This window comes from Lactivibrio alcoholicus, from assembly GCF_055390895.1.
The window spans coordinates 1169464-1195179 of the sequence record NZ_AP042471.1; the positions used below are offsets into that span (position 1 = coordinate 1169464).

The window sequence follows — 25716 nt, forward strand, 5'->3', positions numbered from 1 at the left end:
CTCAGCGTTCCCGAAGCATCCGGGCGATCCCGACGGCGGCGTAGGTGATGATGAGGTCGGCCCCAGCGCGCCGGAGCGACAGGTGCGCCTCGAGCATTCCCCTCTTTTCGTCGAGCGCCCCGGCGGCGACGGCGTGCCGGAGCATCATGTACTCGCCGCTCACGAGGTAGCACGCGATCGGCAGCAGCGTCGCCTCCCGGAGACGGGCGATGACGTCCATGTAGAGCAGCGACGGCTTCACCATGAGAATGTCCGCCCCCTCGTCCTCGTCGGCGAGCGATTCCCGGAGCGCCTCTCTCGCGTTCGTCGACGGGAGCTGGTATCCCCGGCGGTCTCCGTGCGACGGGGCGCTCCCCGCGGCGTCCCGGAACGGACCGTAGAACGCGGAGGCGAACTTCGTGCTGTAGCTCATGATCGGGGTGGAGACATGCCCTTCGGAATCGAGCGCGCTCCTGATGGCCGCGACCTGCCCGTCCATCATGGCCGACGGCGCGACCATGTCCGCCCCGGCGCGGACGTGGCTCACGGCGATCCGGCCGAGCGCGGCGGCCGTGGAGTCGTTGTCCACGCATCCGTCCGCGTCGAGGAAGCCGCAGTGTCCGTGGCTCGTGTATTCGCACATGCAGACGTCCCCCGTCAGAAGGACTTCCCGCCCGTACCTCCCCTTCAGGAAGGAGAAGGCCCGCTGTACGGGCTGATCCTCCCGCCAGGCCGTCGTCCCTCCGGGGTCCTTGTCGGCCGGATCGGGAAGGCCGAACAGCATGAAGGACCGCACTCCGGCATCGAGCGCGGGGTCGACGATCTCCGGGAGCCTGTCGACGCTGCAATGGTCGACGTTCGCGAGCGACGGGACCGGATCGCGTCGTCCCCGGCCCGTGACGACGAACAGCGGAAGGATCAGCTGACGCGCCTCGAGCGTGACCTCCCGGACGCTTTCGGCGAGTATCCTGTTCTCGCGGAGGCGGCGCAGGCGCGCCGCAGGGGCGAATTCCGAACCGATTTTCATCGAATGTCCTCCTTGTTTCGTGCGATTCTCAGAAGCGTTCTCAGAAGTCCGTCCGTCGACGGTTCATCCATGACGGATGTCTTCCGGCCGAACAGGCGCTCGACGGCGCGTCCGCAGGTCTCCCCCCACGCGACCGGAACGGCACCCGGCGGGAAATCCAGGCCGAGCGTCACCCAGGCGTCAGCGAACGCCGCGCTTCCGAAGGCCACGGCATCCGGCGGACGGTCCGCCCACAGATCCCGGAGGGATTCCGATCCGGGCGGAAGGGACGGGGTCATGCTATAGGCGCTCAGGTCCACGACATCGGCGCCCCGCTCCCTCGCGGCGTCGCAGGGCAGCGGGGACCCGGCCTCGTTGCGGAAGAAGACGACCCGTTCTCCCCTTGTGACGACGCGTGAGAGGAGGCGCGCGAGGGCTTCCGACGTCGCCGGGTCCGCGACTTCGTCGGCCCGGATTCCGATCCGGAGCAGCGAGTCGCGCGTCCCTTCGCCGATGACCGCGATTCGGGCGCGGATCCGGCGCAGGTCCGTCGCCCGGGGCAGGCACGCGGCGCCCCTGGGGCTCGTGAGAATGATCCAGTCGGCCGAGGCGAGCGTCTCCCCGTCGCCGTCGCGACGGATCTCCTCGAGACGCAACAGCGGAAGGCTGTACGCGTCCGCTCCGTGTTCCTCGAGCGTCCGTGCGGTCGTCCAGCTCTCGGGGAAGGGGCGGACCACCGCGACCTGCAGATCCGCGAGGGCGCCGCGCGCTCCTTCGAGCCGCATCCCGGCCGTTCCCCCGGCGGCGGCGACGGAAGGGCTCCGAAGAACGCCGGGGTCCTCCCCGAGAACGAAGTCGCGACGGGAGGCCTTTCCCCACCCGCCCCACGTCACGGCCGCGCACGGGGCATCGTCGGCCATGCCACCCTCCCGAAGCAGGGAGGCGACCTGCCGCCACGACGAAGCCCCCATGTAGACGACCTTCGTCCCCCCGATCGCACCGAGCGGACGCCAGAGATCCGGGTCTGCTCCGTCTTCGCAGCCCTTGTGTCCCGTCGCGAGCGTGACGGAGTCGGCGACGCCCCTGTGCGTCGGCGGAATCCCGGCGCGCGCGAGCCCTCCGAGCGCCGCCGTGATGCCCGGAACGTACGTCCACGGAATGCCCGCTTCCCCGAGAGAGAGGGCCTCTTCGCCGCCCCGTCCGAAGACGAACGGGTCTCCTCCCTTGAGGCGGACGACTTCGCCTCCCTCGCGTCCGAGCCGGACGAGGAGGCCGTTGATCGCTTCCTGCCCGGAGCTCGGCCGGTTTCCCCGCTTTCCGACGAAGTGGAAGGCGCACTTCGGCGGCGCGAGCTGCAGGAGGTCAGGGTGGATCAGGCTGTCGTGGACGATGTGGTCGGCCCGTTCGAGGAGACGCTTCGCTTCGAGGGTCAGCCAGAGGGGGCCGCCGCATCCGGCACCGACGAGATGGACGGTCATGGCCGTCCATCCGTCGGGACGAGCGTCGCAGCGAGGATGCGCATCGCGCACGCGTCGGTCCTGATGCGTTCCGCGAGTTCCATTCCGGCTTCGACGGCGTCGTCGGGAGATGCGACGTTTCGGCTCGTCGAGAAGAAACGGAAGTCGCGTCCCGAATCGTCAAGGATTTCGGCCCGAAAGTCGAGCGTTTTCCCGTCCAGTCGCGCCAGCGCCGCGAACGGAATGTGGCAGCCGACCCTGAGAGTCCGGAGAAGCGTCCGTTCGGCGAGCGCGCAGAGGAATGTATTTCTGCAGCTGATCGCGGTCCCGAGGGAGAAAAGAGAGCTGCCCAGCGGCGCCTCGAGGGCGATGATTCCCTGACACGGAGCCGGAAGGGAAGGAAGCGTTTCCGCGTTCGAAGGAAGGAGCCCGAGTCGGTCGAGTCCTGCCCGGGCGAGGATGACCGCATCGTACTGCCCTTCCCGCAGCCGCGACAGGCGCGTCGCGACGTTTCCCCGCAATTCGGCCGTTGCCAGATCGGGGCGGCTCCGCAGAATCTGCGCCCGCCTCCGGGGGCTCGACGTTCCCACGACGGCCCCCGGAGGCATCGAGGCGAGCGTCGTTTCGTCGCGTCCGATGAGGACGTCTTCGACGTTGTCCCTGGGGAGCACCGCTGCGATGTCGAGTCCGTCGCGACAGCAGGAGGGAATGTCCTTGAGGCTGTGGACCGCCCCCTCTCCCTCTCCCCTGAGGAGCGCCTCCTCGATGCAGCACGAAAAGGCGCCGGATCCGCCGAAGCAGCGCAAGGGGCGCGAGGCCTCCCTGTCTCCCCGCGTCGAGAACGGGACGATTTCGACGGATCGGCCGAACGACCGGATCGCGTCGGCCATGCGTTCGGCTTGGACGATGGCGAGCGGGCTTCCCCTCGTGAGCAGTCTCATGACGACATCTCCCCCATGCATTCTTCAGGTGCGGTCCCCCCGAGGATTCCTTTCAGACGCTTTTTAAGCGCCGCCGACCCCGACGGCGAGATCCCGCCGCTCGAAACCCCGATGGTGAACGCTCCCGAACGGAATTGCGCCGCGAGCGACCAGTCGCACGCGGCGACGTCCGAGCAGCAGTCGAGGAGACAGGACGTTCCGTCGGCGAGTGCGAGCGCTTCGCCGGTTTCTTCTTTCGGGAGCGCGATCAGGGCGAACGCATGCCGCTCGAAATCGTCTCGTGCGACGTTCCGCCGTTCCCAGGCGAGTCTGCCTTCGGCAGCCATGACGGCCAGCTCCGGAACGAGTTCCGGAGCCGCGACCCGGACGGCCGCACCGCTGGCGAGGAGCGTCCTGACCTTTCGCAGGGCGACGGGGCCGCCGCCCGCGACGAGGATGTTCTTCGCGGCGCCGTGAAGGCAGATCATGAGGGAGGACGGTCCTTCCACGGCGTCGCCGGGGCATCCGGCTCCACCTTTGGGATCCTGCGACTTCGGTTCGCTCCCATAGCCTCTCCTGTCCAGAAAGAGATCTCCCTCCCTGAGGACCGATGCGCCGGGAAGCAGTACGAGCGTTCGCATGTCGAGGAGATCCGCCCTAAGCTGTCCGATCGGGAGCGTCCTGACCGACGCGTCGACCCGGCTGGCGTTCCGGACGAGGCAGGCCAGTTCGTAGCCGTTTTCGGAAAAGAGATTCCGCACCTCCCGGAGCTTGTCGTCCAATCCGCGTTTCACCGGGTTGTAGAGGGCCGTGGTCATGCCGGACGCGGCCGCTCCCCGGAGCGCGCGCCTGACGGCGGGCCATGGCTGCAGATAATCCGAAAGGGATACGAGGACGAGCCCGTTCGTGTACGGAGCCCCGAGGATCGCTCCGGCCGCCTGCGCGGCGGTGATTCCGGGGAGAACCCTGACCGGGACCCTGTCCTTCGCGAGAGAGCGCGCGAGCGCGGCGAGACCGAAAAGCACCGGATCGCCGCCGGAAAGGAGGACGACGTCCAGCCCCTCCCCGGCGAGGCGGATCGCGCGTTCGACGCGGAGTTCCTCCTCTCCCATGGAATACCGCTCCACGATCTTGCCCGCGATCCACGAAGGGGGCAGAAGGTCGACGTAGAGTCCGTACCCCACGACGGCGTCCGCTTCTTCGATCGCCCCGCGCCCAGAAAGCGTGACGGATCCGGTGTCGCCGGGGCCCGTTCCGAGGACGGTGAGCCTTCCCGGGACGGCGGGTGAGAGCGAGAGCGCGACGGTGACCCCGTTTTCGGCAAGCCTCGGACCGAGGAGCGTTCCCGCGGAAGCGGCGCAGGGTTCCGCCACTCCGGGGAGCCCGAGCCGTCGCTGTGCGGCCGAAGGGGAAAAATCTCCGCCGGTCGCGAGGATAGTCTCCCTCGCGACCGGAACGACGGCAACGCCGAGTTCCCGCGCGACGGCGACGATCGCGATCTCCGCCGTCTTTTCGGGGATCGTCCGGATTTCGCCGACGGCTTCGGGAAGGATTCCGTACCGCTCCAGCCCCTTCAGGAAAACCGTGCGGAAGACATCCGGCGCGACGCCCTTCCGGCATCCCGTTCCGGCGACGACGCAGCGCGGTACGAGCTGCACGCGGTCCCCTGGAGCGGGAAGGCGATTCGGGGAGACGATCACGTCGGAATCCCCGGGCGATGCGACCGGACGGTATTCCGGCGGCAGCGGCGCGATGCGGATGCCGTTCCCGATCCATACCCGGAGGCATCGCTCGTCGAGAAGCCGCGCGTTGATCCGTGGAAGATTCTCCCTGCCGATCAGCGTCCATCCGCGCCGCGCGGCCAGAAGGTCCGGAGCGGTCAGTCCGGCGCGGTCGCTCGCCGTCGTGTGGAGCGGCCGCGTCCCGAGCCGGGCCGCGAGGTCCTCCGCCAGATCGCGTCCTCCGCCGAGATGCGCCCCGGTCAGCGGGACGACGCAGGAAGCGTCCTCGGGAACGACGATGACGGCGGGGTCGTCCGCCTTGTCCGAGAGGTACGGCGCGATCGCGCGGACCGCAATGCCGAGGGACGAGACGAATACGATGGCATCCGCGGCCGTCCACCACGATTCGACGGCCGCGCGGAGTCCCCCCCGCTCCACCCGGACCTGACGGTCTTCCGGGGAGAGTGCGAGCCGCTCCGCGACGCCCTGCCCCCTATGCGAGAAGTACAGGATCGCGACGATCATTCCGACGCCTCCCTGTAGCCGTGGGCGAACGAGGCGGAGTAGAGGCGGCTCCGCGCATCTCCGGGAGCGAGGCAGCCTCCGACGACGATGAGGGCCTGCCGCGTCACGCCGTTCCCGGCCATGATCGCGGGCAGTCCGGAAAGCGACGACCGCAGCACCATTTCGTCCTCCCACGACGCCCTGTAGACGCAGGCCGCGGGCGTATCGGGCGGAAAGCCCCCCGCAATGAGATCGCGGGCGACGCCTTCCGCCTGGTCGGCGCTCAGGAAGACGACCACGGTCGCGCCGTGTGCGGCCAGGAGGCGGAGATCTTCGGCCGGGGGAACCGGGGTCCGCCCTCCTCTCCGCGTACAGATCACGGTCTGCGATCCTCCCGGAACGGTGTACTGGATGCCGAGTGCGGCGGCCGTCGCCTGAAGGCTGCTGACCCCGGGAACGAACGAAACGGATATTCCCCGCTCCTCGAGAAGCGCCTTCTGTTCCGCCACGGCGCCGAACAGGCTCGGGTCGCCCGTGTGGAGGCGAACCACGGAACGCCCCTCCGATACCGCGCGGACCATGATATCGATCTGTTCGCCGAGGGGGAGGCCGGAGGAGTCGCGCAGTTCGCAGCCCTCGCGACAGAAGGAGAGGATCTCCGCGTTGACCAGGCTCCCCGCGTAGAGCACGAGATCCGCGCCTTCGAGCGCGGCCTTTCCGTTCAGCGTCAGCAGCCCGGGATCCCCCGGACCGGCTCCGACGAACAGCACGTCCGCCTTTTCCCGCTTCATGCCTTCGCCTCCGTTTTGTCCGCGATGACAAGGAAGAACGGATTCGACGCCCGAAGCATCCACGAATCCCCGACCTCGCTGGAGTGCGACGCGACCGCGTGAATCACGCGGGGGGAAGCTCCGATCCGTTTCAGCGCCGCAAAGGCGCGATCCGCCGTCGATGGCATGTTCGCGGTCGCGAGCAGGCGCCCCCCCGGCGACAGGCGATCCCATGCCGCGTCGAGTATGGGACCGATTCCGCCGCCGTGCCCTCCGATGACGGCGCGGTGGACGGGTGGGACGTCGCGGATCGCGTCGGGGGCGCTTCCGCGGATCAACCGGACCCGATGCGCCGCTGCGGCGCGCGCAAGATTCGCGCGCGTCGCGTCGATCGCCTCGTCGAACCGTTCGACGGCGTAGACGGTTCCGGAGCCGATCCGCCGGGCGAGTTCCACTGTGATGCCGCCCGTTCCCGTTCCGATTTCGAGGACGCGCAATCCGTCGATCGGAGAGAGCGCGGAGACGACAAGGGAACGGACGACCTCTTTCGAAAGAGGAATCCCCCCGGAGCGAACGAACCATTCGTCCGGATAGACGCCGGCGGCCGCCCGCGGCACGGGGCCGGCGTCCAGGAGAAGCATCGAGAGCGGATCGCCGGTCTCGGTTCGCGACACCTCCGAAAGCGTCGTCCCGACGATGCGTTCGTCTGTGTACCCCAGACGCTCCGCGTATGTTGCCCCGCGGTCGGGAAGCCCCATCCGCAGAAGAAACGACGCCACGGCGGGGGCCGTGTTCGTCCCGTCGAGGAGAAACAGGGTTCTGCGACCTTCGCGGATCATATCGGCGGCGCGTTCGAGCGGACGTCCGTGGAGGCTCGCGAGAATCACGTCGTTCCAGGGGATTCCGAGGCGCGAGAACAAAAGCTGGAAGCTCCCGATCCCCGGGACGACGCGGTATTCCGCGGGGGAAAAACGTTCCGACACCCTGCCGAGAAGGCTGAAGAAGCACGGATCCCCCGAGAGGAGGAGCGCCACGGATTCCCGTTCCTTTCGCGCCGCGATCTCGTCCAGCGCGGCATCGATTCCCGAGTCGAATCCGAGGAGCGTCTTGCCGCTCGATTCGTAGAGGGCCAGATGACGCGGCGCCCCGAGCAGCGTATCGGCCTCCGCGATCGCCTCCGATGCGGCCGGGAGGAGATAGGACGCGTCTCCGGGGCCTATGCCGACGACGGTAAATCTTCCCATTTCGTCACCCCTTCCCGAATTTCGGGGAATCCTCCGAGAATCGCGCCTTCGAGGGAGAGAACCGCCACGCCGAGCGGAACGGTCCCCCCCATGAGGAGCGACGCGCGCCGATGCGCCCGTTCGGCGACGATCGCGAACGTTTCTCCGAGTCCCCATCGCAGCACCGGTTCGACGGCCTCCTCCGCCAGCGGCAGCGAAAGGAGCGTCCGGATCTGCTCCCGCGTCGCGCCGGCGGCTCCCGCGCATGCCGCGATCGTTTCGAGGCGCGCGTCCCCGAAGTCGCAGTGCGTGTTGAAGAGCCCTGCGGCGACTTTCGCCCACTTGCCGACGTGGCCGAAAAGGTGGAGCCTCGGCACGTTCAGCTCCGCGCAGCGTCTCAACGCGTGTCCGACATGGTCGCCGATCCTGACGATAAGTTCCCGGGGGGCGCCGAAGACTTCGACGAGTGGTTTTTCACCGACGTACCCCGGAACGAGGAACACCGTCCCGGGGCAGGAGGAGTCGAATGCGAGCGCCGCGGAAATCGCGATGTCGATCGACGCCAGGTAGGCGGCCGTTGATTTCGGCTCCACGATGCCGGTCGTCCCCAGAATGGAAATCCCCCCTTCGACGCCGAGCCGGGGATTCCACGTCTTCGCCGCCAGCGCGGTTCCCTCGGGAGCCGAGATCACGACGGACGCGCCCCGCCCTTCGGGCAAAACGGAGAGGATCGCCTCCCGGATCATCTTCCGCGGAACCGGGTTGATCGCCCACTCGCCCGGCCGGACCGGAAGCCCTTTCCGCGTCACGCGTCCGATGCCCTCTCCTCCGGATATCCCGATCCCCTCGCGGTCGGTCAGACGAACTTCGGCGAAAATCAGGATCCCGTCGGTGCTGTCCGGGTCGTCGCCCGACTCCTTGCGGACGGCGCATCTCGCGGCGCCGTCCCCGGCGCTGCAGCTCTCGAGCCGCAGCCGAAGTTTCTCTCCGCCCGGAAGCACGATCTCGGCGTATTCGGACGCCGTCCCGAAAAGCAGCATCCCGATCGCCCCCCTGGCCGCGGCTGCCGCGCAGCTCCCGGTCGTATACCCCCTCCGGAGCCCTCCCGTGTATCCGAGCGCGTCGAACATCCGCGCCTCCTCTACCCTGCCCGTTCGGCAATGCGGACGATCGCGTTGACGATGGCCGCCGCCGCGGGGCTGCCGCCTTTCGGCCCTTCGTGCGTGATTCTGGGGCAGTCGAGCGAGAGAAGTTCCCTGTGGGATTCCGCCGCGCCGACGAAACCGATCGGAACGCCGACGACGAGCGTGGGACGACACGCGCGCGAACGAACCAGATCGCAGACCTCGAAAAGCGCCGTCGGCGCGTTGCCGATCGCGACGATCGCGTCTCCGAAGAGCGAGAGCGCCTTCCGGATGGCTACGCGCGCCCTGGTCGTCTTTTCCCCGCGCGCCCGTTCGACGACGTCGGGATCGTTCAGAAAGCAGAAGACGCGGCTTCCGCCCGAGGATGGAGTCCTGATGCCCGTCCGGACCATCTCGACATCAGTGACGACGGAGACTCCCCGGCGGATTCCGGCCACTCCGGCATCGACGGCTCCTTCCGAGAAGAAAAAGGTCTTCGCCCATTCGACATCCGTCGTCGCGTGCGCAATCCGTTTCACGACCTCCCGTTCATTCGGGGGGGCCGCGAAATCGCCGAGAAGCTCCTCGAGAATCCGAAAACTCTTCCGTTCGATCTCCTCCGGCGTGAGAAACCGGTCGGAACACGATACCCGTTCGTCCATCGCATCCTCCCAAAAAAACAATGCGGACCCCTGCGACAGAGGTCCGCTCATCGGGCACACAAACCCGACGCCGGCCCGAACCCTCGCGGGCGCCGCAGCATTCCGTCGGTTTCGGGGTCTCCCGGCTTCCCTCATCCTCGTTCGCCCCTTCCCGGAAGGCTTCCGGTGGTACGGCGAATTCGTCGGGTACACGGTGGCGGGACCGCGCCGGATTCACACCGGCCTTCCCCCGAAAAAACGGTATCCGTGATCTGTAGTCGAAACACTCCAATCCTAAGCTCGCCGGAGAAAAGCGTCAACTCGAAACGTCAAGAGCCCCCCATCGCGGCGAAGGAGAGCAGCGACAGGATCTCCCCGATCTCGCAGACGGCGCCGTAGGAGTCTCCCGTCAGGCCGCCGAGGAGGCGGGCGATCCATTTCGAAACGAGGATCGCTCCGAGCGCAACGAGGACGAGCGGGGCGATTCCGTTCCGGCCGGCGACGGCGATCGCGACGACGATCGCCGTCGCGCCTCCGGCCAGAAGCCGTCCCGGCGTGCACCGTCTCCGGCACATATCGCCGAGACCTCCCGGACGCGCGGAGGGAAACAGCGCCATCGCGAAGAGAATCGCCAATCTCCCGAGAATCGGCGCGAGGAAGATCGCCGTCGCCCGCATGCCTCCGGAATGCGCGGTCAGCGGCGCGAGCGCGGCGGTCTTGAGCAGAAGCGCCGACGCCGCGGCGATTCCGCCGAACGTCCCGAGGCGGCTGTCTTTCATGATCGCAAGACGAGATGTCCGGTCGAAGCCGCCGCCGATGCCGTCGAACGTGTCCGCGAGTCCGTCGAGGTGGAATCCGCGCGTCAGGAACGCCCAAAGGACGACCACGAGCGCACTCGACGGCACCGGCGGCAGGACGACGCGCAGCGCGGCGTCCGCCCCCGCCAGAAGCGCGCCGATCACCGCCCCGGCGATCGGGAACCACGCGGTCGCCCGTCCGATATCGTCGGGAGAGCCCCCGGACTGAGGGACAGGCAGGATCGTGAGAAAGGCGAGCGCCCTGAGAAGATCCACGACCTAGACTCCGCCGCCTGTTTCGAGCGGTCCCGAAACCCCTGCGCTCTCGAACGTCGACATCTCGGAGAGAATCCTGGCCGACGCTTCGACGAGCGAGATCGCGAGCGCGGCGCCGGTTCCTTCTCCGAGACGGAGCCCGAGGTCGAGAAGCGGCCGCGCCCCGAAAAACCGGAGCATGTATTCGTGTCCGACCTCTTCCGACCGGTGGGAGAAAAACATGTAGTCCTTCGAGAGCGGGCAGAGCAGCGCGGCGATCATGGCGCCCGCCGTCGAGATGAAACCGTCGACGACGACCGGAATGCCGAGAGCCGCCGCCCCGAGGATCGCCCCGGCGATGCCGCCGATTTCGAACCCTCCGACCTTCGCCAGAACGTCGAGGCCGTCCGTCGGATCCGGACGATTCAGGCGCAGGGCTTCCCCGATGACCGCGATCTTGCGGCGCAGTCCGTCGTCGGAGAGGCCGGCTCCCCTTCCGGTCACCGCCTCGACGGATTCTCCGGTCACGGCGCAGACGATCGCCGCGGAGGGAGTGCTGTTTCCGATGCCCATTTCCCCGGTTCCGAGGATGTCCATCCCCCTCGCGGCCTCTTCTCCGGCGGCGGCGATGCCTTCCTCGACGGCCCGGAGAGCCTCTTCCGGCGTCATCGCGGGACCGTGGAGGATATTCGCCGTCCCCTTCGCGACCTTCCGGATCCGGATCCCCTCGTCCGGCGCGAAGTCGTGGTTCACGCCCATATCGACGAGAACGACCCGGGCGCCGACGTGTCGCGCGAGAACGTTCACCCCCCCCCCGCCGCGCAGGAAATTGCGGATCTGCTGGACGGTGACTTCGCTGGGGTAGAGCGTGACGCCTTCGGCGACCACGCCGTGGTCCCCCGCCATCGTGAGGATGACCTTCTCCCTGACGCAGGGGCTCGAGGTCCGCCTGATTCCCGCGAGACGCACGGACAGTTCCTCGAGGCGTCCGAGGCTTCCCCTGGGTTTCGTCAGAATGTCCTGTCTGCGGCGGGCCGCTTCCATTGACGCCCCGCACAGGGGCCTGATCTTCGCTATGGTGTCGCGCAACGCGTCCATCGATGCCTCCGGTTCTGTTCCGACCGCGTGCGACGGGTCGGGAATTTTGTGACTGGAACCTTTCAGTCGCTGCGGCAGCCCCGCGACGAGAAACCAGACTTCGTCCGCGGCGTCCGCGGCTGCCTGATTCGCCCATCCGAGGATGTCGCGGTAGCGTCTCCCCAGTCCGGAGACGGGGACGACGCCGCACCCGGTCTCGTTGGATACGAGAATGACGTCCCCAGCGGAAGCCGCCGCGGCGGAGAGAAAGGTGCGGACGCGGGCGAGAATCCCGTCGCCCGAATCCACGCTTTCGTCCGCGCCGCAGAGCATGTTGCTCACCCAGAGGCTCAGGCAGTCCACGAGGAGCGTCTCCCCGCGCGCGAGGGCGAATGCCCGGGGAGTGAGGTCCATCGGTTCCTCGACGGTCGTCCACGAAGCTGGGCGCCTGGCTCTGTGCCGGGAGATCCGTTCCGACATTTCCGTGTCGCCGGCGACGACGCCGCACGTCGCGAGATAGACGATGCGCCCTCCGCCCGCTTCGATGTCCCGCGCGAGCCGCTCGGCGAACGAGCTTTTGCCGCTCCTTGCGCCGCCGAGGACGAACGTGATCCGTCCCATCAGACAGCCTCCTTTCGAAAGTCCCGCAGCGCCGCCACGAGTCTTTCGTTTTCTTCCGGCGAGCGCACGCCGACGCGGATGAACCCCTCGAGTCCGAAGGACGCGCAATCGCGCACGAGAATGCGCCTCTTCCACAGGAAATCGCGGAGCGCTCCGACTGCGTTCACGCTCACGAGGAGAAAATTTCCGGCCGAGGGCCACGGAGGGTACCCGGCATCCCGAAGGTCGGACGCGAGCCGCGCCGCGAGCGAGCGAATCTGCGACCACTGCCGTTCGTAGTGCGTTCGGTTGCGTACGACGGCGATCCCGGCCGCCTGGGCGCACGCGTTGACGCTCCACGACGGCTGGAGCGCCGCGAGGCGTCCGATCAGGGAGGCATCTCCCGCGACGTATCCGAGCCGGAGCCCCGAAATACCGAAGTCTTTCGTCATCGAACGCATGACGAGCGCTCCCGGAAGGCGCGCCGCGAGGACGGACGCCCCAGGGGGCGCGAAGTTGACGTAGGCTTCGTCGAGGACGAGAACGCTCCCCCGGCGCGCACACGCGCCGGCGAGCTCCATGACGTCCCCGAAGGCCGGGAGCGTTCCGGTCGGATTGTTCGGCGAGCAGACCCAGACGAGCGCGGGACTTGTCCCGTTCGTTCCGTCGATGAGGCGCTTCAGGGGGAAGGCGAAATCCTCTTCAGCGACTGCGGGAACTTCGAGGACGCTCGCGCCCGCGAGGCGCGAGGCCCTCGCGTAGTCGCCGTACGTCGGAGTCGCGGCGAGAACGGCGTCTCCCCTGTCGGAGAGCGCGAACGCGATCAGGGAGATGGCCTGGGAGAGTCCGTTCGTCACCAGGAGTCTTTCCGGAGGAACGCCGTCCATGTCGGCCAGCACGCGCCGAAGTTCTCCGGACGAAGGATCCGGGTAGCGTCCCAGCGCCGCCCCGGCGACGGCGTCGACGACGGCGGGACACGGGGCGAACGGATTCGTCGAAACGCTGAAGTCGAGAACGTCGTCCGGTTCGATCCCTTCCCGGCGGCAGCGCTCGTAATCCGTTCCCCCGTGGAGCGGAGGACTGACGTCGCGAAGTTCTTTCCTAACGGAACGGAACACGAATCATTCCTCCGATCCATGCGAGTGCGAGAAAGAGTCCTGCGGCCGCCCTGACGATCGCGAGGCAGCGACGGATATCGTCTGGACCGGGGGATTTCGTTCCTCCGACGAGCTCGTAGCAGCCCCGTTTACTCAGTGTCACTCCCAGAAGCCCCGCCATGACGGACATGGTCCACCCGGCGTTGGGACTGTCGGTGCGGGTGCGCTGCCGTCGGAGGGCGCGCGCTCCGCCAGGAACGTCCCCGCCGCACAAGGCCCCCGCGCCGAGCAGGAACGCCGCCGAAACGCGCGCGGGAATCCAGTTGAGGACGTCGTCGAAGCGCGCCGCGAACTTGCCGCCCCATTCGGTGTCCCCTCCGCGATACCCGATCATCGAGTCGCACGTGTTGCAGAAACGGTACACCAGGGCCCCCGGCAACCCGAAACACGCGAAAAAGAACAGCGGCGAGACGAAGCTGTCCGTCAGATTCTCTGCCAGGGATTCGACGGTCGCTCCCGCAATTTCGTCCCCGTCGAGTTCGTCCGTCTTCCGGCTGACGAGGTCGCGCGCGAGGCGTCTTCTCGCCTCCGGGACGTCGCCCCGTTCGAGCGCTCCGAGAACGCCTTCGCCCGCCTTTAGCAACCCCGTAAGCGAGAACGTCGTCTTCAGCAGGGGAACCGAGAGGACGAACGCGACCGGAGCCGGGAGAAGCGAGACGAGCAGCGCCGGGAGGGAAAACAGCGCCGCGCCCGAGAGGACGAGCGCCGTTCCGTGGAGGAAGAGGGGAACGCGCCCCCGGGGACGACGGCTCCAGAACGCCGCGATGAAGCGACCCATGAAGACGACCGGATGATACGAAGGCGACGGTTCTCCGAAGAGGAGATCCCAGAGCGTCGCTCCGAGAACGATCATGACCGCGGTCACGACGCGTTCCTTTCGTCCCCGGTCCGGGGACCTCCGGGAACGACGGCGTGAAGCGCGCCCTCCCACCCCGGCGAAAGCGCCGTCCCGGCCAGATCCGCGATCCGGCCGTACCGCCGCGGAGCATCCGGAGGCATCAGGATTCCGTAGAGGGTTCCGCTGTGCGCCGCGCAGACGCCGTATCCTCCGAGGGAACGGGAGAGCGCACGGCACTCGTCGAGATGCGACATGTCCCTCAGGAGTCCGGCCGCGGCCGCGCTCAGGGACGCCCCTTCGCCGATCGTCGCGGCGTCGCCCTTCAGGATCCCATCGCGCACGAGTCCGAACGATTCCGCGTGGACGGACGCGAGGCGCGAAAGAGTCTCTTTGGCGTCGCGCCGGTTGAATTCCTCCGTATCCATCGTTCCTCCCCAGTCGAGAACGAGAACGCTCATCGGGGGCGGCGTTCCGAGGTACTCCATGATTTCCCCGTTCCTGTGATCCAGAAGCGCCAGCCCGGGCCACGCGAGGCTGTCCGTCGGCTCCACGGAGAGGGCGATGCGCGTCGCCTCTTCCGGCGCGAGCGGACGGCCATCGAGCGAGGAGAGCCCGTACAGCGCTCCGAGAATGTCCGCCGTGCTGCTCGCGTATCCTTTTCCTTCGGGGAGCGCCTCGACGCGCTCGACGCGGACGGCTCCCCCGGCGGAAGACCATCGTCCGAGGGCGATCCCGACGGCCCGGCGCGTCTTCGTCATCGCGGGAGGCACGAAAAGCCCTTCGCCCGGGGAACGCGACACCTTCAGGCGCGCCATCCGGTCTATGGGGCACGAGACGAGGCACGGCGTCCCGCCGAGGGTTCCCTGGAAGAGTTCCCCGCACGTTCCGGGGAAGGCCACGAGACGCTCCCTCATAGCCCGACGATCGCCTCCAGAAGTCGCATGTCCGTCGCCGCCTCGACGGCGTCCGCGAGTCTCTCGAACGCCGCTTCGCACAGGTCCGCGCGGGAGACGTTCCGCTCCTCTCCCCGCCATCCGATGGAACGGAGCCACGCCGTGCGGAAGCCGTCGTTGTCGAAGATGCCGTGAAGGTAGGTTCCCCAGACGCGTCCGCCGCACGAAACAGCCCCGTCGATCCGCCCGTCGTCGAACCGGATCAGCGGGTGCGACCCCTCGGGAAGCGTCGTCCGTCCCATGTGGATTTCGTACCCTTCGACGCGGAGGGATTCGCCGTTCGCGAAGTCCGCTTCGGGAAGGAGCGTTCCCTTGACGCGGACGGTGGCCTTGGTCGGGTCGAAGACGGTGTCCCCCGGCAGAAGTCCGAGGCCGGAAGCCTCTTCGGGCCCTCCCTCGATGGACGCCCGATCGAGAAGGCGCCTCCCGAGCATCTGGTACCCGCCGCAGATCCCCGCGATGGAGCCGCCCGAGAGGAGAAGCGCCGAAAGAAGTCCGTCGAGCCCCCGGTCGCGCAACCAGACGAGATCCTTCAGGGTCGTCTTAGTGCCGGGCAGGATGGCGGCGGCCGGCCGGCCGAAATCATCCGGACGCTCCACGAAACGGAGCGATACTCCCTCTTCGGCGGCGAGCGGGTCGAAGTCGTCGTAGTTCGAGATCCTGGGGAAGCGGATCACGGCGATGTCGGTGGTTCCCGGACGCCGTTCGCTCCCGGTTTCGTCGAGAAAGACGGAATCTTCCTGGGGAAGGCCGTGATTGTCGAGCCATGGGATCACGCCGAGAACGGGACGTCCGTCCGCAAGGTCCGAGAGCATTTCCAGTCCCGGCTCGAGAAGGCTCCTGTCGCCCCTGAACTTGTTCACGATAAATCCTTTTACGGCCCTGCGCTCGGCGTCGTCGAGCAGCGCGAGCGTCCCGGCGAAGGAGGCGAAGACGCCCCCTCGGTCGATGTCGCCGACAAGGAGAACGGGGCAGCCGAATGCGAGGGCGACGCGCATGTTCACGATCTCCCCCGCCTTCAGATTGATCTCCGCCGGGCTCCCGGCACCTTCGACGACGACGAGGTCGTTTTCGGCGGAGAGCTTTCCGAAGGAACTCGCGACATGCCGCCAGAGCTCGTCCCGGCACGAGTAGTACTCCCCGGCGGAGAGCGTCTTCCACGGCCGCCCCATGAGGACGACCTGGGAGCGGCAATTTCCTTCCGGCTTGAGCAGGATCGGGTTCATTTCGACTTCCGGAAGTCTTCTCGCCGCGATCGCCTGGACGACCTGGGCGCACCCGATCTCCTCCCCCGCAGGCGTGACGCGGGAGTTCAGCGCCATATTCTGCGCCTTGAACGGCGCCACCCTCAGCCCCTTCCGGGCGAAGATCCGGCAGAAGGCCGTCGCCAGGAGGCTCTTTCCGACCGAGGACGATGTTCCCTGAAGCATGAGCGTGCGGGCCGAGATCGGACATCCCTTCCTTTCCGGAACCGGTCCTATGCTACCGACAGGGTCCTTTTTTTGCAATCCCCGCCGGAGCCCCGGGACGGCTATAATACGGCCGGAGGGGGAGAGGCCCGTGGAGGCGAGAGGCTATACCCACGTGTACACCGGAAACGGAAAGGGAAAGACCACAGCGGCGCTCGGGCTCGTTCTCAGAGCCTCGGGAGCCGGGCTGTCGGTTTTCCTCGGACAGTTTCTCAAGCGCGCGAAGGAGAGCGAACACGTCGCGCTCGCGCTCCTCGGACCGAAGATCACCGTCCGGACATTCGGAGCGTGCAGACGGGTGGGAGCCCCCGTTTCGGACGAAGACGCCTCGTGCGCCCGCGCAGGATTCCGGATCCTCGCGGACAGCCTCGCGGGAGGGGCCCACGACCTTGTCGTCGCCGATGAAATCCTCGTTGCGGCGCACCTCGGGCTCCTTTCCGAAGACGACGTCCTGTCGCTTCTCGACGTTCGCCCGGCGAACGTGGAACTTGTCCTGACCGGGCGGAACGCGTTTCCCGAACTGTTGCGGCGCGCCGATCTCGTAACGGAGATGCGCGAGGTCAGGCACTATTTCCGAAGCGGCGTCGCGGCGAGACCGGGGATCGAGAGATGACCTTCCCGCGTCTCGTCGTCGCCGGAACGAACAGCGGATCCGGGAAGACCACGGTCGCCATGGCGATCCTTGCGGCCCTGCGGAGCCGGGGAACGCGCGTCCAGCCCTTCAAGGTGGGACCGGACTATATCGACCCCGGGTTCCACACAGCAGCCGCGGGGAGGCCCTGCCGCAATCTGGACACGATGCTCCTCCCCCGCGACGGACTTCTCGAGCTCTTCGCCCATGCCTCCGGCGACGCGGATATTTCAGTCGTCGAGGGCGTCATGGGGCTTTTCGACGGCGCGGGACCGCTCGACGAACGCGGCAGCACCGCGCATCTGGCGAAGACGCTCGAATCTCCGGTCGTTCTGGTCGTCAACGCGAAGGCGATGGCGCGAAGCGCCGCGGCGCTCGTCGGAGGATTCGTTCGCTTCGACCGGCGCGTGTCCGTCAGGGGCGTGATCCTGAACGGAATGGGCGGTCCCGGACACTATGCGCTCGTTCGGGAGGCCATCGAGGCCGCGACGGGCATCCCCGTCCTCGGGTATCTCCCCCGAAGAGACGACATTTCCCTTCCGGAGCGCCATCTCGGGCTCGTTCCCGCAGCCGAGCGGCGCGGACTCGGGGATCTCTCGCGACGGCTCGCCTCCCTGGCGGAGGAATACCTCGACGTCGACGGGCTCGTCCGGATCGCCCGGTCCGCTCCGCCGCTTCCTGCGCACGCGGACGCCATCTTCGGCGTTCCCGCGACTCCCCGCCGTATACGGATCGCCGTCGCCAGAGACGAAGCCTTCAACTTCTACTACGAGGACAATCTCGATATCCTCGGGCATCTCGGAGCCGAAATCGTCCCCTTCAGCCCGATCCGCGACGAAGCCCTGCCCGAAGGGACGTCGGGAATCTACATCGGCGGAGGGTTTCCGGAGGAGCACGCGGCCGCGCTCGCATCGAACGCGCCGCTTCTGCGCGCGATCCGGGACGCCGCGGGGCGGATGCCGGTCCTCGCGGAGTGCGGAGGGCTCATGTATCTCGTGGAACGTCTCGAGGACAGGGCGGGCGCATGTCACGAAATGGCAGGCGTCTTCCCCGGAACGACCCGGATGGGGTCGCGTCTGCAGGCCTTCGGCTATTGCCGCGGCAGACTCCTGCGTTCCGCGCTTCCGGGGAGAAAGGGAGCCGTTCTCAGGGGGCATCTCTTTCACTGGTCGTCGTATTCCGGCGCGGACGACGGCCTCTACTCGCTGAAGCTCGAGAAGAACGGAGCGACGTTTCCCGACGGACTCTCCCGCGGCGACGCCTTCGCCTCGTACCTTCACATCCACTTCGGAACGAACCGGACGCCGGCGGTGCGCTTTATCGACCGGGCGCTCCGGAGCCGGGAACCGCGGCGGGGAGTGTTTTCCGGATGAACGATCCATACCGGAAACCTCAGGATATCGCCCATGTCGTCGGAGAATGGAAACGGACCGAGGAGACCCTGAAGGGAAGGCTGGAATTCGAACGCCTGATCTCGGATCTTTCCTCGCGGTTCGTGAATCTCCCGCCGGAGCGGGTGGACTCCGAAATCGAACGGGCCCTCGGGAGGATCTGCCGTTTCACGCGTTGCGACCACTGCTCGCTGATCGCGGTGCTGCCGGGGAAACGGCTCTGGAGGATCACCCATTTCGCCGCCATGGAGGACGCGCCGGAAATCCCCATCCGGATGGAGCTCCCCGCGAGCACGCTCCCCTGGACCTTCGGAACGCTGGTGGAAAAGAGGGAGATCCTGTCGTTCGCGAGACTCGACGACCTGCCCGCCGGGGCGGAAAGGGACAGGTTCACGTACGCGGAATGGAGGACGAAATCCTCGCTGGGAATCCCGATCGTCGTCGAAGGGGCCATCGATCACGTCATCTCCATCAACGCTTCCCGGGAAGAGCGCGAATGGCCGGACGATCTCGCCCCGAGGCTCCAGCTTCTCGGCGAGATCTGCGTCAACGCCCTCGTGCGAAGGCGAATCAACGAGGAGCTGCGGGAGAGCGAGCGGAATCTCCTGAAAGCGCAGCGGATCGCCGGCCTCGGGACGTTCACGATGGACATGGGCACGAAGACTTTCCGGACGTCGGACGTCATGAACGAACTGTTCGGTTTCGGCGGGACGGACGCTCCGTCGCTCGACGGATGGCTCGCCCGCATCCACCCGGACGACCGGGCCGTGATGGCCGATGTCGTGCTGAACGACGTGATCGGCCGGGGAGAGGATTTCGACAGGGAATACCGCATCGTCCGGACGGACGGCGGGGAAACCCGGTGGATCCGCTCCCTGGGCGGCCTGGAGTTCGACATCAGGGGGCTCAATCTCGAACTTCACGGCACGTGCGAGGACATCACGGAGCGCAAGCGCGCGGAGGACGATCTCAGGGACAGCAACGCGACGCTGAGGGAAGCGCTCGTCGGAACGGTCCGGTCGATGGCCTTCGTCGTCGAATCCCGCGACCCGTACACGGCGGGACATCAGCGGCGGGTCGCCGAACTGGCGGAGGCCATCGCCCGGGAGATGGGGTTTTCCGAAGACCGGATCGAGGGAATCCGGATGGCCGCGTTCATCCACGACCTCGGGAAGATCACCGTACCCGCGGAAATCCTCTGCAAACCCTCGATTCTGAAGAAAGCCGAATTCGAGCTGATCCAGGATCATCCAAGGGCCGGGTACGACATCCTGAAGGATATCGCCTTTCCCTGGCCCATCGCCCGGATCGTGCTCGAACACCACGAGAAACTCGACGGGTCGGGGTATCCCGACGGGCTGTCGGGGGACGCCATTCTTCCCGAATCCAGGGTCGTCACGGTGGCGGACGTCGTCGAATCGATGGCGTCCCACCGCCCCTACAGGCCGTCCAGGGGGCTCGGGGCCGCGCTCGCCGAAATCGGGAAGAACGACGGAACGGCCTACGACCACATGGCCGTCGGCGCGTGCCTGAGACTGTTCCGCGACGGGAGGTTCCGGTTCGAGGAGGTCTGATCCGGTTCGGGCGGCTAGCCCAGTTCGAATGTCGTGACGCCGAAGACCCGGTTCAGATCGATCGTGGGCGGATCCTGGTTGTACATCCGCGCCGTGGCGAAGACCGGCGTCATGGCGTGTTCCTTCGCGAGCGCCGTCGCGACCGCATGCGGCTCCGGGACGTCGAGGAAGACCGCCTCTCCGGCCGGAACGGACGCGCCGAGCGCGTTGAACAGCTCCCACGCGACATCGGGGGTATCGGCGAAGAGCGGCCCGACCTTGTAGCCCTCCCGGCACTGCCGGATCGTGCCGTAGCCGCGAATGGCGTCGTCGCGCCACGCGAGCGTCGTCGCGTGCGGTGCGGACGTCCACGCCGCAAGGAAGGCGCTCCTCGGAGCGGGAAAGCACAACCGGTCGTACGCCTCGATTTCCGGCAGGAGCTCCGGCGTGATGGAAACGACGTGCGCGTCGCGCGCGTCCTGCGGTGCGGCCGTTCCCTTGTAGCGGACGTTGCGCCACGCGAGTCTGAACCCCTGCGCGGCATAGTTGCGAACCTTCTGCTCCACGCCGTCGAGCCCGATACACCGGCCGGCGAGGTGGCGGAGCGCCTTGTCCGCGAGGACGAGCCCGATCTGGCGTCCCCGCCTGTCCGGCGTGACGAGGTAGAGGCCGATGAAACCGAAATCCTCGCCGTACCGGACGGCCGAAATCGTTCCGACCGGCGTCTTGCCGGAGTAGGCGATGAGAAAGCCCTCCGGGTCTGCGGGATAGAAGCATGCGGCGTCGTCCAGCCCAGGGTTCCAGCCCTCGCGAGCCGCCCATTCGATGGCGAGGTCGAGGTCTCTCGGGGTCATGGGATCGACGGTGACGCTGCCTTGAGATGCGAATCGCATGATAGTGTCCTCCTTCTGAAGTGTACCCGCACCATCATACTCCATATATGTGAAAAAAATGCGAAAAAGAAAGGCGACGGACGGAACCTGGAATCTTTGTCCACTCGTTTCACTCGTACCGCAACGCTTCGATGGGGTCGAGCGCGGCGGCCTTCGACGCGGGGTAGTAACCGAAGAAGATTCCGATCGCCGCCGAGAAACCGAATGCCAGGACGATCGAGAACGACGAGATCACGGCGCTCCATCCGGCGAAGTGCGAGATCAGGTACGAGGCGCCGATGCCGAGCGCGATCCCCGTGACGCCGCCGAGAAGCGAGAGGATGACGGCCTCGGAGAGAAACTGCAGCAGGATGTCCGCGGTCTTCGCGCCCACGGCCATCCGGATGCCGATCTCGCGCGTCCGTTCCGTGACGGAGACGAGCATGATGTTCATGATCCCGATGCCGCCGACGAGGAGCGAGATCGACGCTACGGACGCGAGCAGGAGCGACAGCGCGCGAGTGGACGCCTTCGCGGCCTCCATGATTTCCGTGAGGTTCATCACCGAGAAGTCCGCGTCCTCCTCCGAACGGATCCTGTGCCGCTGCTCGAGCAGCGCGGTGATCTGCCCGGATGCGGCGTTGATCTCGTTTTCGCTCGCCGCCTTGACGCGGATCATATTGACGCGTCCCTGGAACTTCGATCCGAAGATCCGCTTCTGCGCCGTCGTTATCGGCAACAGGAGCGTATCGTCCTGGTCGCTTCCCATCGCGTTGTTGCCCTTCTTCTTGAGGACGCCGATCACGGTCATCGGGACCTTCTTGATGCGAACCGTCCTGCCGATAGGATCCTCGTTCCCGAAGAGATTCGTGACGACGGTCTGTCCCAGGATGCAAACCTTCGCGGCGCTCCGGACATCCGAGTCCGAAAAGTTGCGTCCCTGGCTCAGGGGCCAGTCCTGGATTTCGAGAACTCCACCGCCCGTGCCTTCCGAACGCGTGGACCAGTTCATGTTCCCGTATACGACCTGCACGGTGCCTGACGCGGACGGATCGGCGCGCATGACGGCCGGACACTCCTTCTGGATCGCCTCGGCGTCCGCGAACGTCAGCGACGGCGTGGCTCCCATGCCCATGCGCTGGCCGCCGCTCGTCCTGGAGCCGGAACGCACGATCAGGAGATTGCTGCCCATGCTCGATATCTGTTCCGTCACCTTCCTGTTCGCGCCGGTCCCGATCGCGAACATCGCGACCACGGCCGCGACGCCGATGATGATTCCGAGCGCGGTCAGGAGAGAGCGCATCTTGTTCGCCCGCAACGATTTGCGCGCGATGCGGAGAATTGCGGTCGGAGCGATCATGTGCGCGCGGCCTCCTTCCCTATCGGTTCGTCCGAGACGATGAGACCGTCCCGGACCGTGACGACGCGCCGCGAATAGCGTGCGACGTCGGGTTCGTGGGTTACGATGATGATGGTGATTCCCTGTTCCCTGTTGAGATTGTCGAAGAGTCCCATGATTTCGTCGCTCATCTTCGTGTCGAGATTTCCCGTCGGCTCGTCCGCGAGGATCAACGGCGCGCCGCCGACGAGCGCCCGCGCGATCGCGACGCGCTGCTGCTGGCCGCCCGAGAGCTGCTTGGGTTCGTGGTGCTCTCGTCCCTCGAGTCCGACCTTGCGGAGCGCCTCCATCGCGCGCTTCGTGCGTTCGTGCCTCGGGACGCCCATGTAGAGCAGCGGCAGTTCCACGTTTTCGAGCGCCGACGTGCGCGAAAGCAGGTTGAATCCCTGGAAGACGAAGCCGATGAACTGGCCGCGAATCTGCGCGAGTTCGTCCTTGTTCATGTTGCTCACGTTGCGTCCGTCGAGCAGGTATGTGCCCTCCGACGGGACGTCGAGACACCCGAGGATGTTCATGAGCGTCGACTTTCCTGATCCCGAAGGCCCCATGATGGCCGCGAACTCCCCGCGCTCCATCGCGAGCGAGACTCCCCGGAGCGCCGAAACGCGGACTTCGCCGAGATCGTATGTCTTTCGGATATCTCGCAGCTCGATGAGCGCCATCGTCAGAACATCCTCGGAGGCATATTCGCGCGGGAAGCCGTTCCGCCGCTGTCCGAACGGCTTCCGGTCACCACGAGATCCCCTTCCGCGAGATCGCCCGAGACCGCCGTCCAGCTTCCATCGGTCAGGCCGACGCTGACCGGAACGCGCATCGGGATACTTCCCGCGTCCTTGTTTTCCGGCAGGACCCAGACGACCTGGCGGGCGCTTCCCTTGCCCTGCGCAGCTTTTCCTGAGCCCGAACCCGAGCCGTTTCCGTTCTTCGCGCCGTTCGATCCGGCGAATTTGAAGCGCAGCGCGGCGTTCGAAACCTTGAGGACATTTTTGGCGGACGCCGTCTCGATCGTGACGTTGGCCGTCATCCCGGGGTACAGGCGCAGATTCGGGTTTTCGGCGGAGATGATGACCGTGTAGGTCACCACGTTCTCGGTCGTCGTCGCCATCAGGCGGACCTGCCGGACGATCCCTTTGAACGTGTCCTCCGGGTAGGTGTCAACCGTGAACCCGACGGGCATCCCCTCCTTCACATACCCGATGTCCGCCTCATCGACGGCCGCTTCCACCTGCATTTTGGTCAGATCCTCGGCGATCGTGAAAAGGGTCGGGGTCTGGTAGCTCGACGCAACGGTCTGCCCTTCGCTGACGTTCTTTCCGACGACCGTTCCGTTCACGGGCGAATAGATCTGCGCGTAGGCGAGATTCGTTCGGTTCTGTTCGAGCGTCGCCTGCGCCGCGTCGAGCTTGGCCTTCGCGGCCGCAAGCTGCGCCGAAGCCGTGGCGGAGGATGTTTCAGCCGATTCGAGGTCGCTCCTCGCGATGAAGTTCTTCGCGTACAGGTTCTTCTGACGGTCGTACTCGCGGCGGGCTTCCTTCAGCGTTGCGGCTGACTCCGCCCAGGACGCCTTCATGGAACTCAGGTTCGCCTCGGACTCCTTCACCTTCGCCATGAGAACGCTCGCGTCGATCTCGGCGATGAGCTGCCCCTTTTTCACGGACGAATTGTAGTCGACGTAGATTTTCCTGATCGTACCGGAAACCTGGCTTCCAACCTCGACCGTGTTGACGGCCTGGATCTTGCCGGTCGCGGAGACGACCCTCGTGATGTTCCCCCGGACGACAGGTTCGGTCGTGTAGGCCGCCGAGTCGCCGTTGCTCTTCGAACCGGCGTAGAAGATGTATCCGCCGGCCAGGAGCGCGATTCCCAGACACCCGACGAACAGCCGCCGTAACGTCTTCCTCATTTGAAATCCCTTCCTTCCCTGCCGGTCGCTGCGGAAACCTTCACGTCGCGCCCCAGAACTTTCTCCAGCGTCGCGCGGGCGATCTGGAGATCGAAATCCGCCTGAACGACGGCCTTTCTGGCCTTGTTGTACTTGTCCCCCGCGTCGGAAACCTCGAGGCTCGTCCCGACGCCGACGCCGTACCGCCCCACCGCGAGATCCATGTTCTCCTTCGCCTGCCGCAACCCCTCGCGCGCCGTCGCGACCTGTTCCCCGGCGGTCGCAAGATTGGAAAGCGCCGTGCGGACTTCGAGAAGAATCGTCTGCCGGATGCTCTCGAGGGACTGCTTCTCGAGGTCGAGATCGGCCCGGGCCGTTTCTGTCTTCGCCGCGGTCGCTCCTCCGTCGCTCACGGGAATCGAGAGCTTCATGGCGGCGCTCCACTGCCCCGACCAGCCCGTGTGTCCGTCGGAAAAGTCGTACCCTCCGCTGATCGACAGCGTCGGATTCATGCCCTTCGCAGCGTGGGAGACGGCCATTCCGGCCGCCGTGATCCGGGCTTCCTGCGCCTGGTAGTCGGGCCGGAGCGACATGGCTTCCTTCAGTGCTTCCTCCTCGGCCGGAGTCGCCGGGACACCGGACGAGGGGATCTGCGGCCGCTTGCCCGCGCGGGGCAACGGAGTTCCGACGGCGTTTTCGAGCGTCGCCCATGCCGTAGCGAGCGATCCTCTGGCCTTCGTCAGATCCTGTTTCGCCTGGCTCAGGTTCACTTCGGCGGTCGTCACGTCGGAACGCTTCGTCTTCCCCGCATCGTAGAAGGCCCTGGCCTGTGCGAGCTGCGCTTCGTAGAGCGTCACGGTCTCCTGCGCCACGGAGACGTCCTCGTAATACCGCAGCAGCGAGAAGAAGGCCTCCTTCACGCCGAAGAGCAGCGTCTGGCGCGTGCGCACCGCGTCCCGCTCCGAGGCCGTCACCGAGACCCCAGCCTTCTTCAGCGCGAGTTCCCGAAGTCCGCCGTCGGAGATCGTGTGGCTCAGGCCGACTCCGCCTCCGTAGCTTTCCTTCGTGGAACCGTCGTTCGTCGAGACCGACGCGGCGGCGGCGAGAGACGGTCGCAGGTCGGCCGCGGCTTCCTTCGTCTGGCTCACGGCGCGCCGGACCTTCGTGGTCGCCGTCGCCATGTCCGGATGATGTTCGAGCGCGAGCGCCAGACACTCGTCGAGCGTCGGTCCGGCTTCCTGAGCCGTTGCGGAAACGGACGCAGGAAGGGATGTCGTTGCGAAAAGGATCGAGACGAGAAATACGAGCGTTTTTTTCATTTCGAAATACCTCGCTTTCGCGCGGGAATGTCTCCCAGATGTCATGATCAATTCTAGCCCTCCAGCCTTAAGACGCTCTTCGGGATTCTTCCGATTCCATAAGAAAACGCAATCGCGCCTTTGCACTTCTTCGTATCCCGGAATAGCGGGGTATACTTGACGCGAAAGAGAACCCCAT

22 protein-coding genes and 1 riboswitch are annotated in these 25716 nt (G+C 66.6%); of the genes, 3 read left to right on the forward strand and 19 right to left on the reverse strand.

What is annotated here, in order from left to right; genetic code table 11:
• Position 1: 1 nt before the first annotated feature.
• From hemB to ACZ5IU_RS05635, 14 genes are all read right to left on the reverse strand, one after another.
• Positions 2 to 1006, reverse strand: a complete 1005-nt coding sequence (hemB, locus tag ACZ5IU_RS05570) for a porphobilinogen synthase (RefSeq protein WP_464421201.1) — start codon at positions 1004 to 1006, stop codon at positions 2 to 4.
• Positions 1003 to 2463, reverse strand: a complete 1461-nt coding sequence (cobA, locus tag ACZ5IU_RS05575; protein ID WP_464421202.1) for a uroporphyrinogen-III C-methyltransferase — start codon at positions 2461 to 2463, stop codon at positions 1003 to 1005. Before cobA ends, hemB begins: the two co-directional genes overlap by 4 nt.
• Positions 2460 to 3383, reverse strand: a complete 924-nt coding sequence (hemC, locus tag ACZ5IU_RS05580) for a hydroxymethylbilane synthase (RefSeq protein WP_464421203.1) — start codon at positions 3381 to 3383, stop codon at positions 2460 to 2462. Before hemC ends, cobA begins: the two co-directional genes overlap by 4 nt.
• Complete coding sequence (locus ACZ5IU_RS05585) at positions 3380 to 5608, reverse strand: cobalamin biosynthesis protein (protein WP_464421204.1); 2229 nt, start codon at positions 5606 to 5608, stop codon at positions 3380 to 3382. The genes hemC and ACZ5IU_RS05585 overlap by 4 nt, the downstream gene beginning before the upstream one ends.
• On the reverse strand, positions 5605 to 6378 hold the full coding sequence (gene cobM, locus ACZ5IU_RS05590) for a precorrin-4 C(11)-methyltransferase (RefSeq protein ID WP_464421205.1): 774 nt from the start codon (positions 6376 to 6378) through the stop codon (positions 5605 to 5607). Before cobM ends, ACZ5IU_RS05585 begins: the two co-directional genes overlap by 4 nt.
• A complete protein-coding gene (gene cbiE / locus ACZ5IU_RS05595) occupies positions 6375 to 7601 on the reverse strand; it encodes a precorrin-6y C5,15-methyltransferase (decarboxylating) subunit CbiE (RefSeq protein ID WP_464421206.1) in 1227 nt (408 codons plus the stop codon). Before cbiE ends, cobM begins: the two co-directional genes overlap by 4 nt.
• Entirely contained in the window at positions 7574 to 8710 is a 1137-nt protein-coding gene (gene cbiD / locus ACZ5IU_RS05600; protein ID WP_464421207.1) for a cobalt-precorrin-5B (C(1))-methyltransferase CbiD, read from the reverse strand. Before cbiD ends, cbiE begins: the two co-directional genes overlap by 28 nt.
• 11 nt (positions 8711 to 8721) lie before the next feature.
• Entirely contained in the window at positions 8722 to 9366 is a 645-nt protein-coding gene (locus tag ACZ5IU_RS05605; RefSeq protein ID WP_464421208.1) for a precorrin-8X methylmutase, read from the reverse strand.
• Between the two features lie 96 nt (positions 9367 to 9462).
• Positions 9463 to 9643, reverse strand: a riboswitch (cobalamin riboswitch).
• Between the two features lie 31 nt (positions 9644 to 9674).
• A complete protein-coding gene (cobS, locus tag ACZ5IU_RS05610; protein WP_464421209.1) occupies positions 9675 to 10418 on the reverse strand; it encodes an adenosylcobinamide-GDP ribazoletransferase in 744 nt (247 codons plus the stop codon).
• 3 nt (positions 10419 to 10421) lie between these two features.
• Positions 10422 to 12095, reverse strand: a complete 1674-nt coding sequence (gene cobT / locus ACZ5IU_RS05615) for a nicotinate-nucleotide--dimethylbenzimidazole phosphoribosyltransferase (protein ID WP_464421210.1) — start codon at positions 12093 to 12095, stop codon at positions 10422 to 10424.
• The gene (locus tag ACZ5IU_RS05620) at positions 12095 to 13192 is read right to left on the reverse strand and encodes a pyridoxal phosphate-dependent aminotransferase (RefSeq protein WP_464421211.1); all 1098 of its coding nucleotides are present in this window, start codon (positions 13190 to 13192) and stop codon (positions 12095 to 12097) included. The genes cobT and ACZ5IU_RS05620 overlap by 1 nt, the downstream gene beginning before the upstream one ends.
• Positions 13176 to 14096: an adenosylcobinamide-phosphate synthase CbiB gene (gene cbiB, locus ACZ5IU_RS05625; protein WP_464421212.1), complete on the reverse strand. Its 921-nt coding sequence runs from the start codon at positions 14094 to 14096 to the stop codon at positions 13176 to 13178. The genes ACZ5IU_RS05620 and cbiB overlap by 17 nt, the downstream gene beginning before the upstream one ends.
• Positions 14093 to 14983: a GHMP family kinase ATP-binding protein gene (locus ACZ5IU_RS05630; protein ID WP_464421213.1), complete on the reverse strand. Its 891-nt coding sequence runs from the start codon at positions 14981 to 14983 to the stop codon at positions 14093 to 14095. The genes cbiB and ACZ5IU_RS05630 overlap by 4 nt, the downstream gene beginning before the upstream one ends.
• Complete coding sequence (locus ACZ5IU_RS05635) at positions 14980 to 16452, reverse strand: cobyric acid synthase (RefSeq protein WP_464421214.1); 1473 nt, start codon at positions 16450 to 16452, stop codon at positions 14980 to 14982. Before ACZ5IU_RS05635 ends, ACZ5IU_RS05630 begins: the two co-directional genes overlap by 4 nt.
• 130 nt (positions 16453 to 16582) lie before the next feature.
• Here ACZ5IU_RS05635 and ACZ5IU_RS05640 point away from each other — a divergent pair, with 130 nt between their 5' ends.
• The 3 genes from ACZ5IU_RS05640 to ACZ5IU_RS05650 are packed head-to-tail and all read left to right on the forward strand — an operon-like array spanning position 16583 to position 20087.
• The gene (locus tag ACZ5IU_RS05640; RefSeq protein WP_464421215.1) at positions 16583 to 17104 is read left to right on the forward strand and encodes a cob(I)yrinic acid a,c-diamide adenosyltransferase; all 522 of its coding nucleotides are present in this window, start codon (positions 16583 to 16585) and stop codon (positions 17102 to 17104) included.
• Complete coding sequence (locus ACZ5IU_RS05645; RefSeq protein ID WP_464421216.1) at positions 17101 to 18495, forward strand: cobyrinate a,c-diamide synthase; 1395 nt, start codon at positions 17101 to 17103, stop codon at positions 18493 to 18495. Before ACZ5IU_RS05640 ends, ACZ5IU_RS05645 begins: the two co-directional genes overlap by 4 nt.
• A complete protein-coding gene (locus tag ACZ5IU_RS05650; RefSeq protein ID WP_464421217.1) occupies positions 18492 to 20087 on the forward strand; it encodes an HD domain-containing phosphohydrolase in 1596 nt (531 codons plus the stop codon). The genes ACZ5IU_RS05645 and ACZ5IU_RS05650 overlap by 4 nt, the downstream gene beginning before the upstream one ends.
• 14 nt (positions 20088 to 20101) lie before the next feature.
• Here ACZ5IU_RS05650 and ACZ5IU_RS05655 read toward each other — a convergent pair whose 3' ends face one another.
• The 5 genes from ACZ5IU_RS05655 to ACZ5IU_RS05675 form a co-directional block, all read right to left on the reverse strand.
• Complete coding sequence (locus tag ACZ5IU_RS05655) at positions 20102 to 20959, reverse strand: GNAT family N-acetyltransferase (RefSeq protein ID WP_464421218.1); 858 nt, start codon at positions 20957 to 20959, stop codon at positions 20102 to 20104.
• Positions 20960 to 21068: 109 nt separating this feature from the next.
• Positions 21069 to 22298, reverse strand: coding sequence for an ABC transporter permease (locus ACZ5IU_RS05660; protein ID WP_464421219.1), 1230 nt, complete (start codon positions 22296 to 22298; stop codon positions 21069 to 21071).
• A complete protein-coding gene (locus ACZ5IU_RS05665) occupies positions 22295 to 22999 on the reverse strand; it encodes an ABC transporter ATP-binding protein (RefSeq protein WP_464421220.1) in 705 nt (234 codons plus the stop codon). Before ACZ5IU_RS05665 ends, ACZ5IU_RS05660 begins: the two co-directional genes overlap by 4 nt.
• Positions 23000 to 23001: 2 nt before the next feature.
• Positions 23002 to 24240: an efflux RND transporter periplasmic adaptor subunit gene (locus tag ACZ5IU_RS05670; protein ID WP_464421221.1), complete on the reverse strand. Its 1239-nt coding sequence runs from the start codon at positions 24238 to 24240 to the stop codon at positions 23002 to 23004.
• Positions 24237 to 25538, reverse strand: a complete 1302-nt coding sequence (locus ACZ5IU_RS05675) for a TolC family protein (RefSeq protein ID WP_464421222.1) — start codon at positions 25536 to 25538, stop codon at positions 24237 to 24239. The genes ACZ5IU_RS05670 and ACZ5IU_RS05675 overlap by 4 nt, the downstream gene beginning before the upstream one ends.
• Positions 25539 to 25716 lie beyond the last annotated feature (178 nt).

What these genes read in the sequence shown, in the direction of transcription:
- cbiD (WP_464421207.1), bottom strand. Translation starts at nt 8,710, where the DNA reads ATGTTCGACGCGCTCGGATACACGGGAGGGCTCCGGAGGGGGTATACG.
- ACZ5IU_RS05630 (WP_464421213.1), bottom strand. Translation starts at nt 14,983, where the DNA reads ATGAGGGAGCGTCTCGTGGCCTTCCCCGGAACGTGCGGGGAACTCTTC.
- ACZ5IU_RS05635 (WP_464421214.1), bottom strand. Translation starts at nt 16,452, where the DNA reads ATGCTTCAGGGAACATCGTCCTCGGTCGGAAAGAGCCTCCTGGCGACG.
- ACZ5IU_RS05665 (WP_464421220.1), bottom strand. Translation starts at nt 22,999, where the DNA reads ATGGCGCTCATCGAGCTGCGAGATATCCGAAAGACATACGATCTCGGC.
- hemB (WP_464421201.1), bottom strand. Translation starts at nt 1,006, where the DNA reads ATGAAAATCGGTTCGGAATTCGCCCCTGCGGCGCGCCTGCGCCGCCTC.
- cobA (WP_464421202.1), bottom strand. Translation starts at nt 2,463, where the DNA reads ATGACCGTCCATCTCGTCGGTGCCGGATGCGGCGGCCCCCTCTGGCTG.
- ACZ5IU_RS05605 (WP_464421208.1), bottom strand. Translation starts at nt 9,366, where the DNA reads ATGGACGAACGGGTATCGTGTTCCGACCGGTTTCTCACGCCGGAGGAG.
- ACZ5IU_RS05675 (WP_464421222.1), bottom strand. Translation starts at nt 25,538, where the DNA reads ATGAAAAAAACGCTCGTATTTCTCGTCTCGATCCTTTTCGCAACGACA.
- ACZ5IU_RS05660 (WP_464421219.1), bottom strand. Translation starts at nt 22,298, where the DNA reads ATGATCGCTCCGACCGCAATTCTCCGCATCGCGCGCAAATCGTTGCGG.
- ACZ5IU_RS05655 (WP_464421218.1), bottom strand. Translation starts at nt 20,959, where the DNA reads ATGCGATTCGCATCTCAAGGCAGCGTCACCGTCGATCCCATGACCCCG.
- ACZ5IU_RS05645 (WP_464421216.1), top strand. Translation starts at nt 17,101, where the DNA reads ATGACCTTCCCGCGTCTCGTCGTCGCCGGAACGAACAGCGGATCCGGG.
- ACZ5IU_RS05585 (WP_464421204.1), bottom strand. Translation starts at nt 5,608, where the DNA reads ATGATCGTCGCGATCCTGTACTTCTCGCATAGGGGGCAGGGCGTCGCG.
- cbiE (WP_464421206.1), bottom strand. Translation starts at nt 7,601, where the DNA reads ATGGGAAGATTTACCGTCGTCGGCATAGGCCCCGGAGACGCGTCCTAT.
- hemC (WP_464421203.1), bottom strand. Translation starts at nt 3,383, where the DNA reads ATGAGACTGCTCACGAGGGGAAGCCCGCTCGCCATCGTCCAAGCCGAA.
- ACZ5IU_RS05670 (WP_464421221.1), bottom strand. Translation starts at nt 24,240, where the DNA reads ATGAGGAAGACGTTACGGCGGCTGTTCGTCGGGTGTCTGGGAATCGCG.
- cobT (WP_464421210.1), bottom strand. Translation starts at nt 12,095, where the DNA reads ATGGGACGGATCACGTTCGTCCTCGGCGGCGCAAGGAGCGGCAAAAGC.
- cobM (WP_464421205.1), bottom strand. Translation starts at nt 6,378, where the DNA reads ATGAAGCGGGAAAAGGCGGACGTGCTGTTCGTCGGAGCCGGTCCGGGG.
- ACZ5IU_RS05650 (WP_464421217.1), top strand. Translation starts at nt 18,492, where the DNA reads ATGAACGATCCATACCGGAAACCTCAGGATATCGCCCATGTCGTCGGA.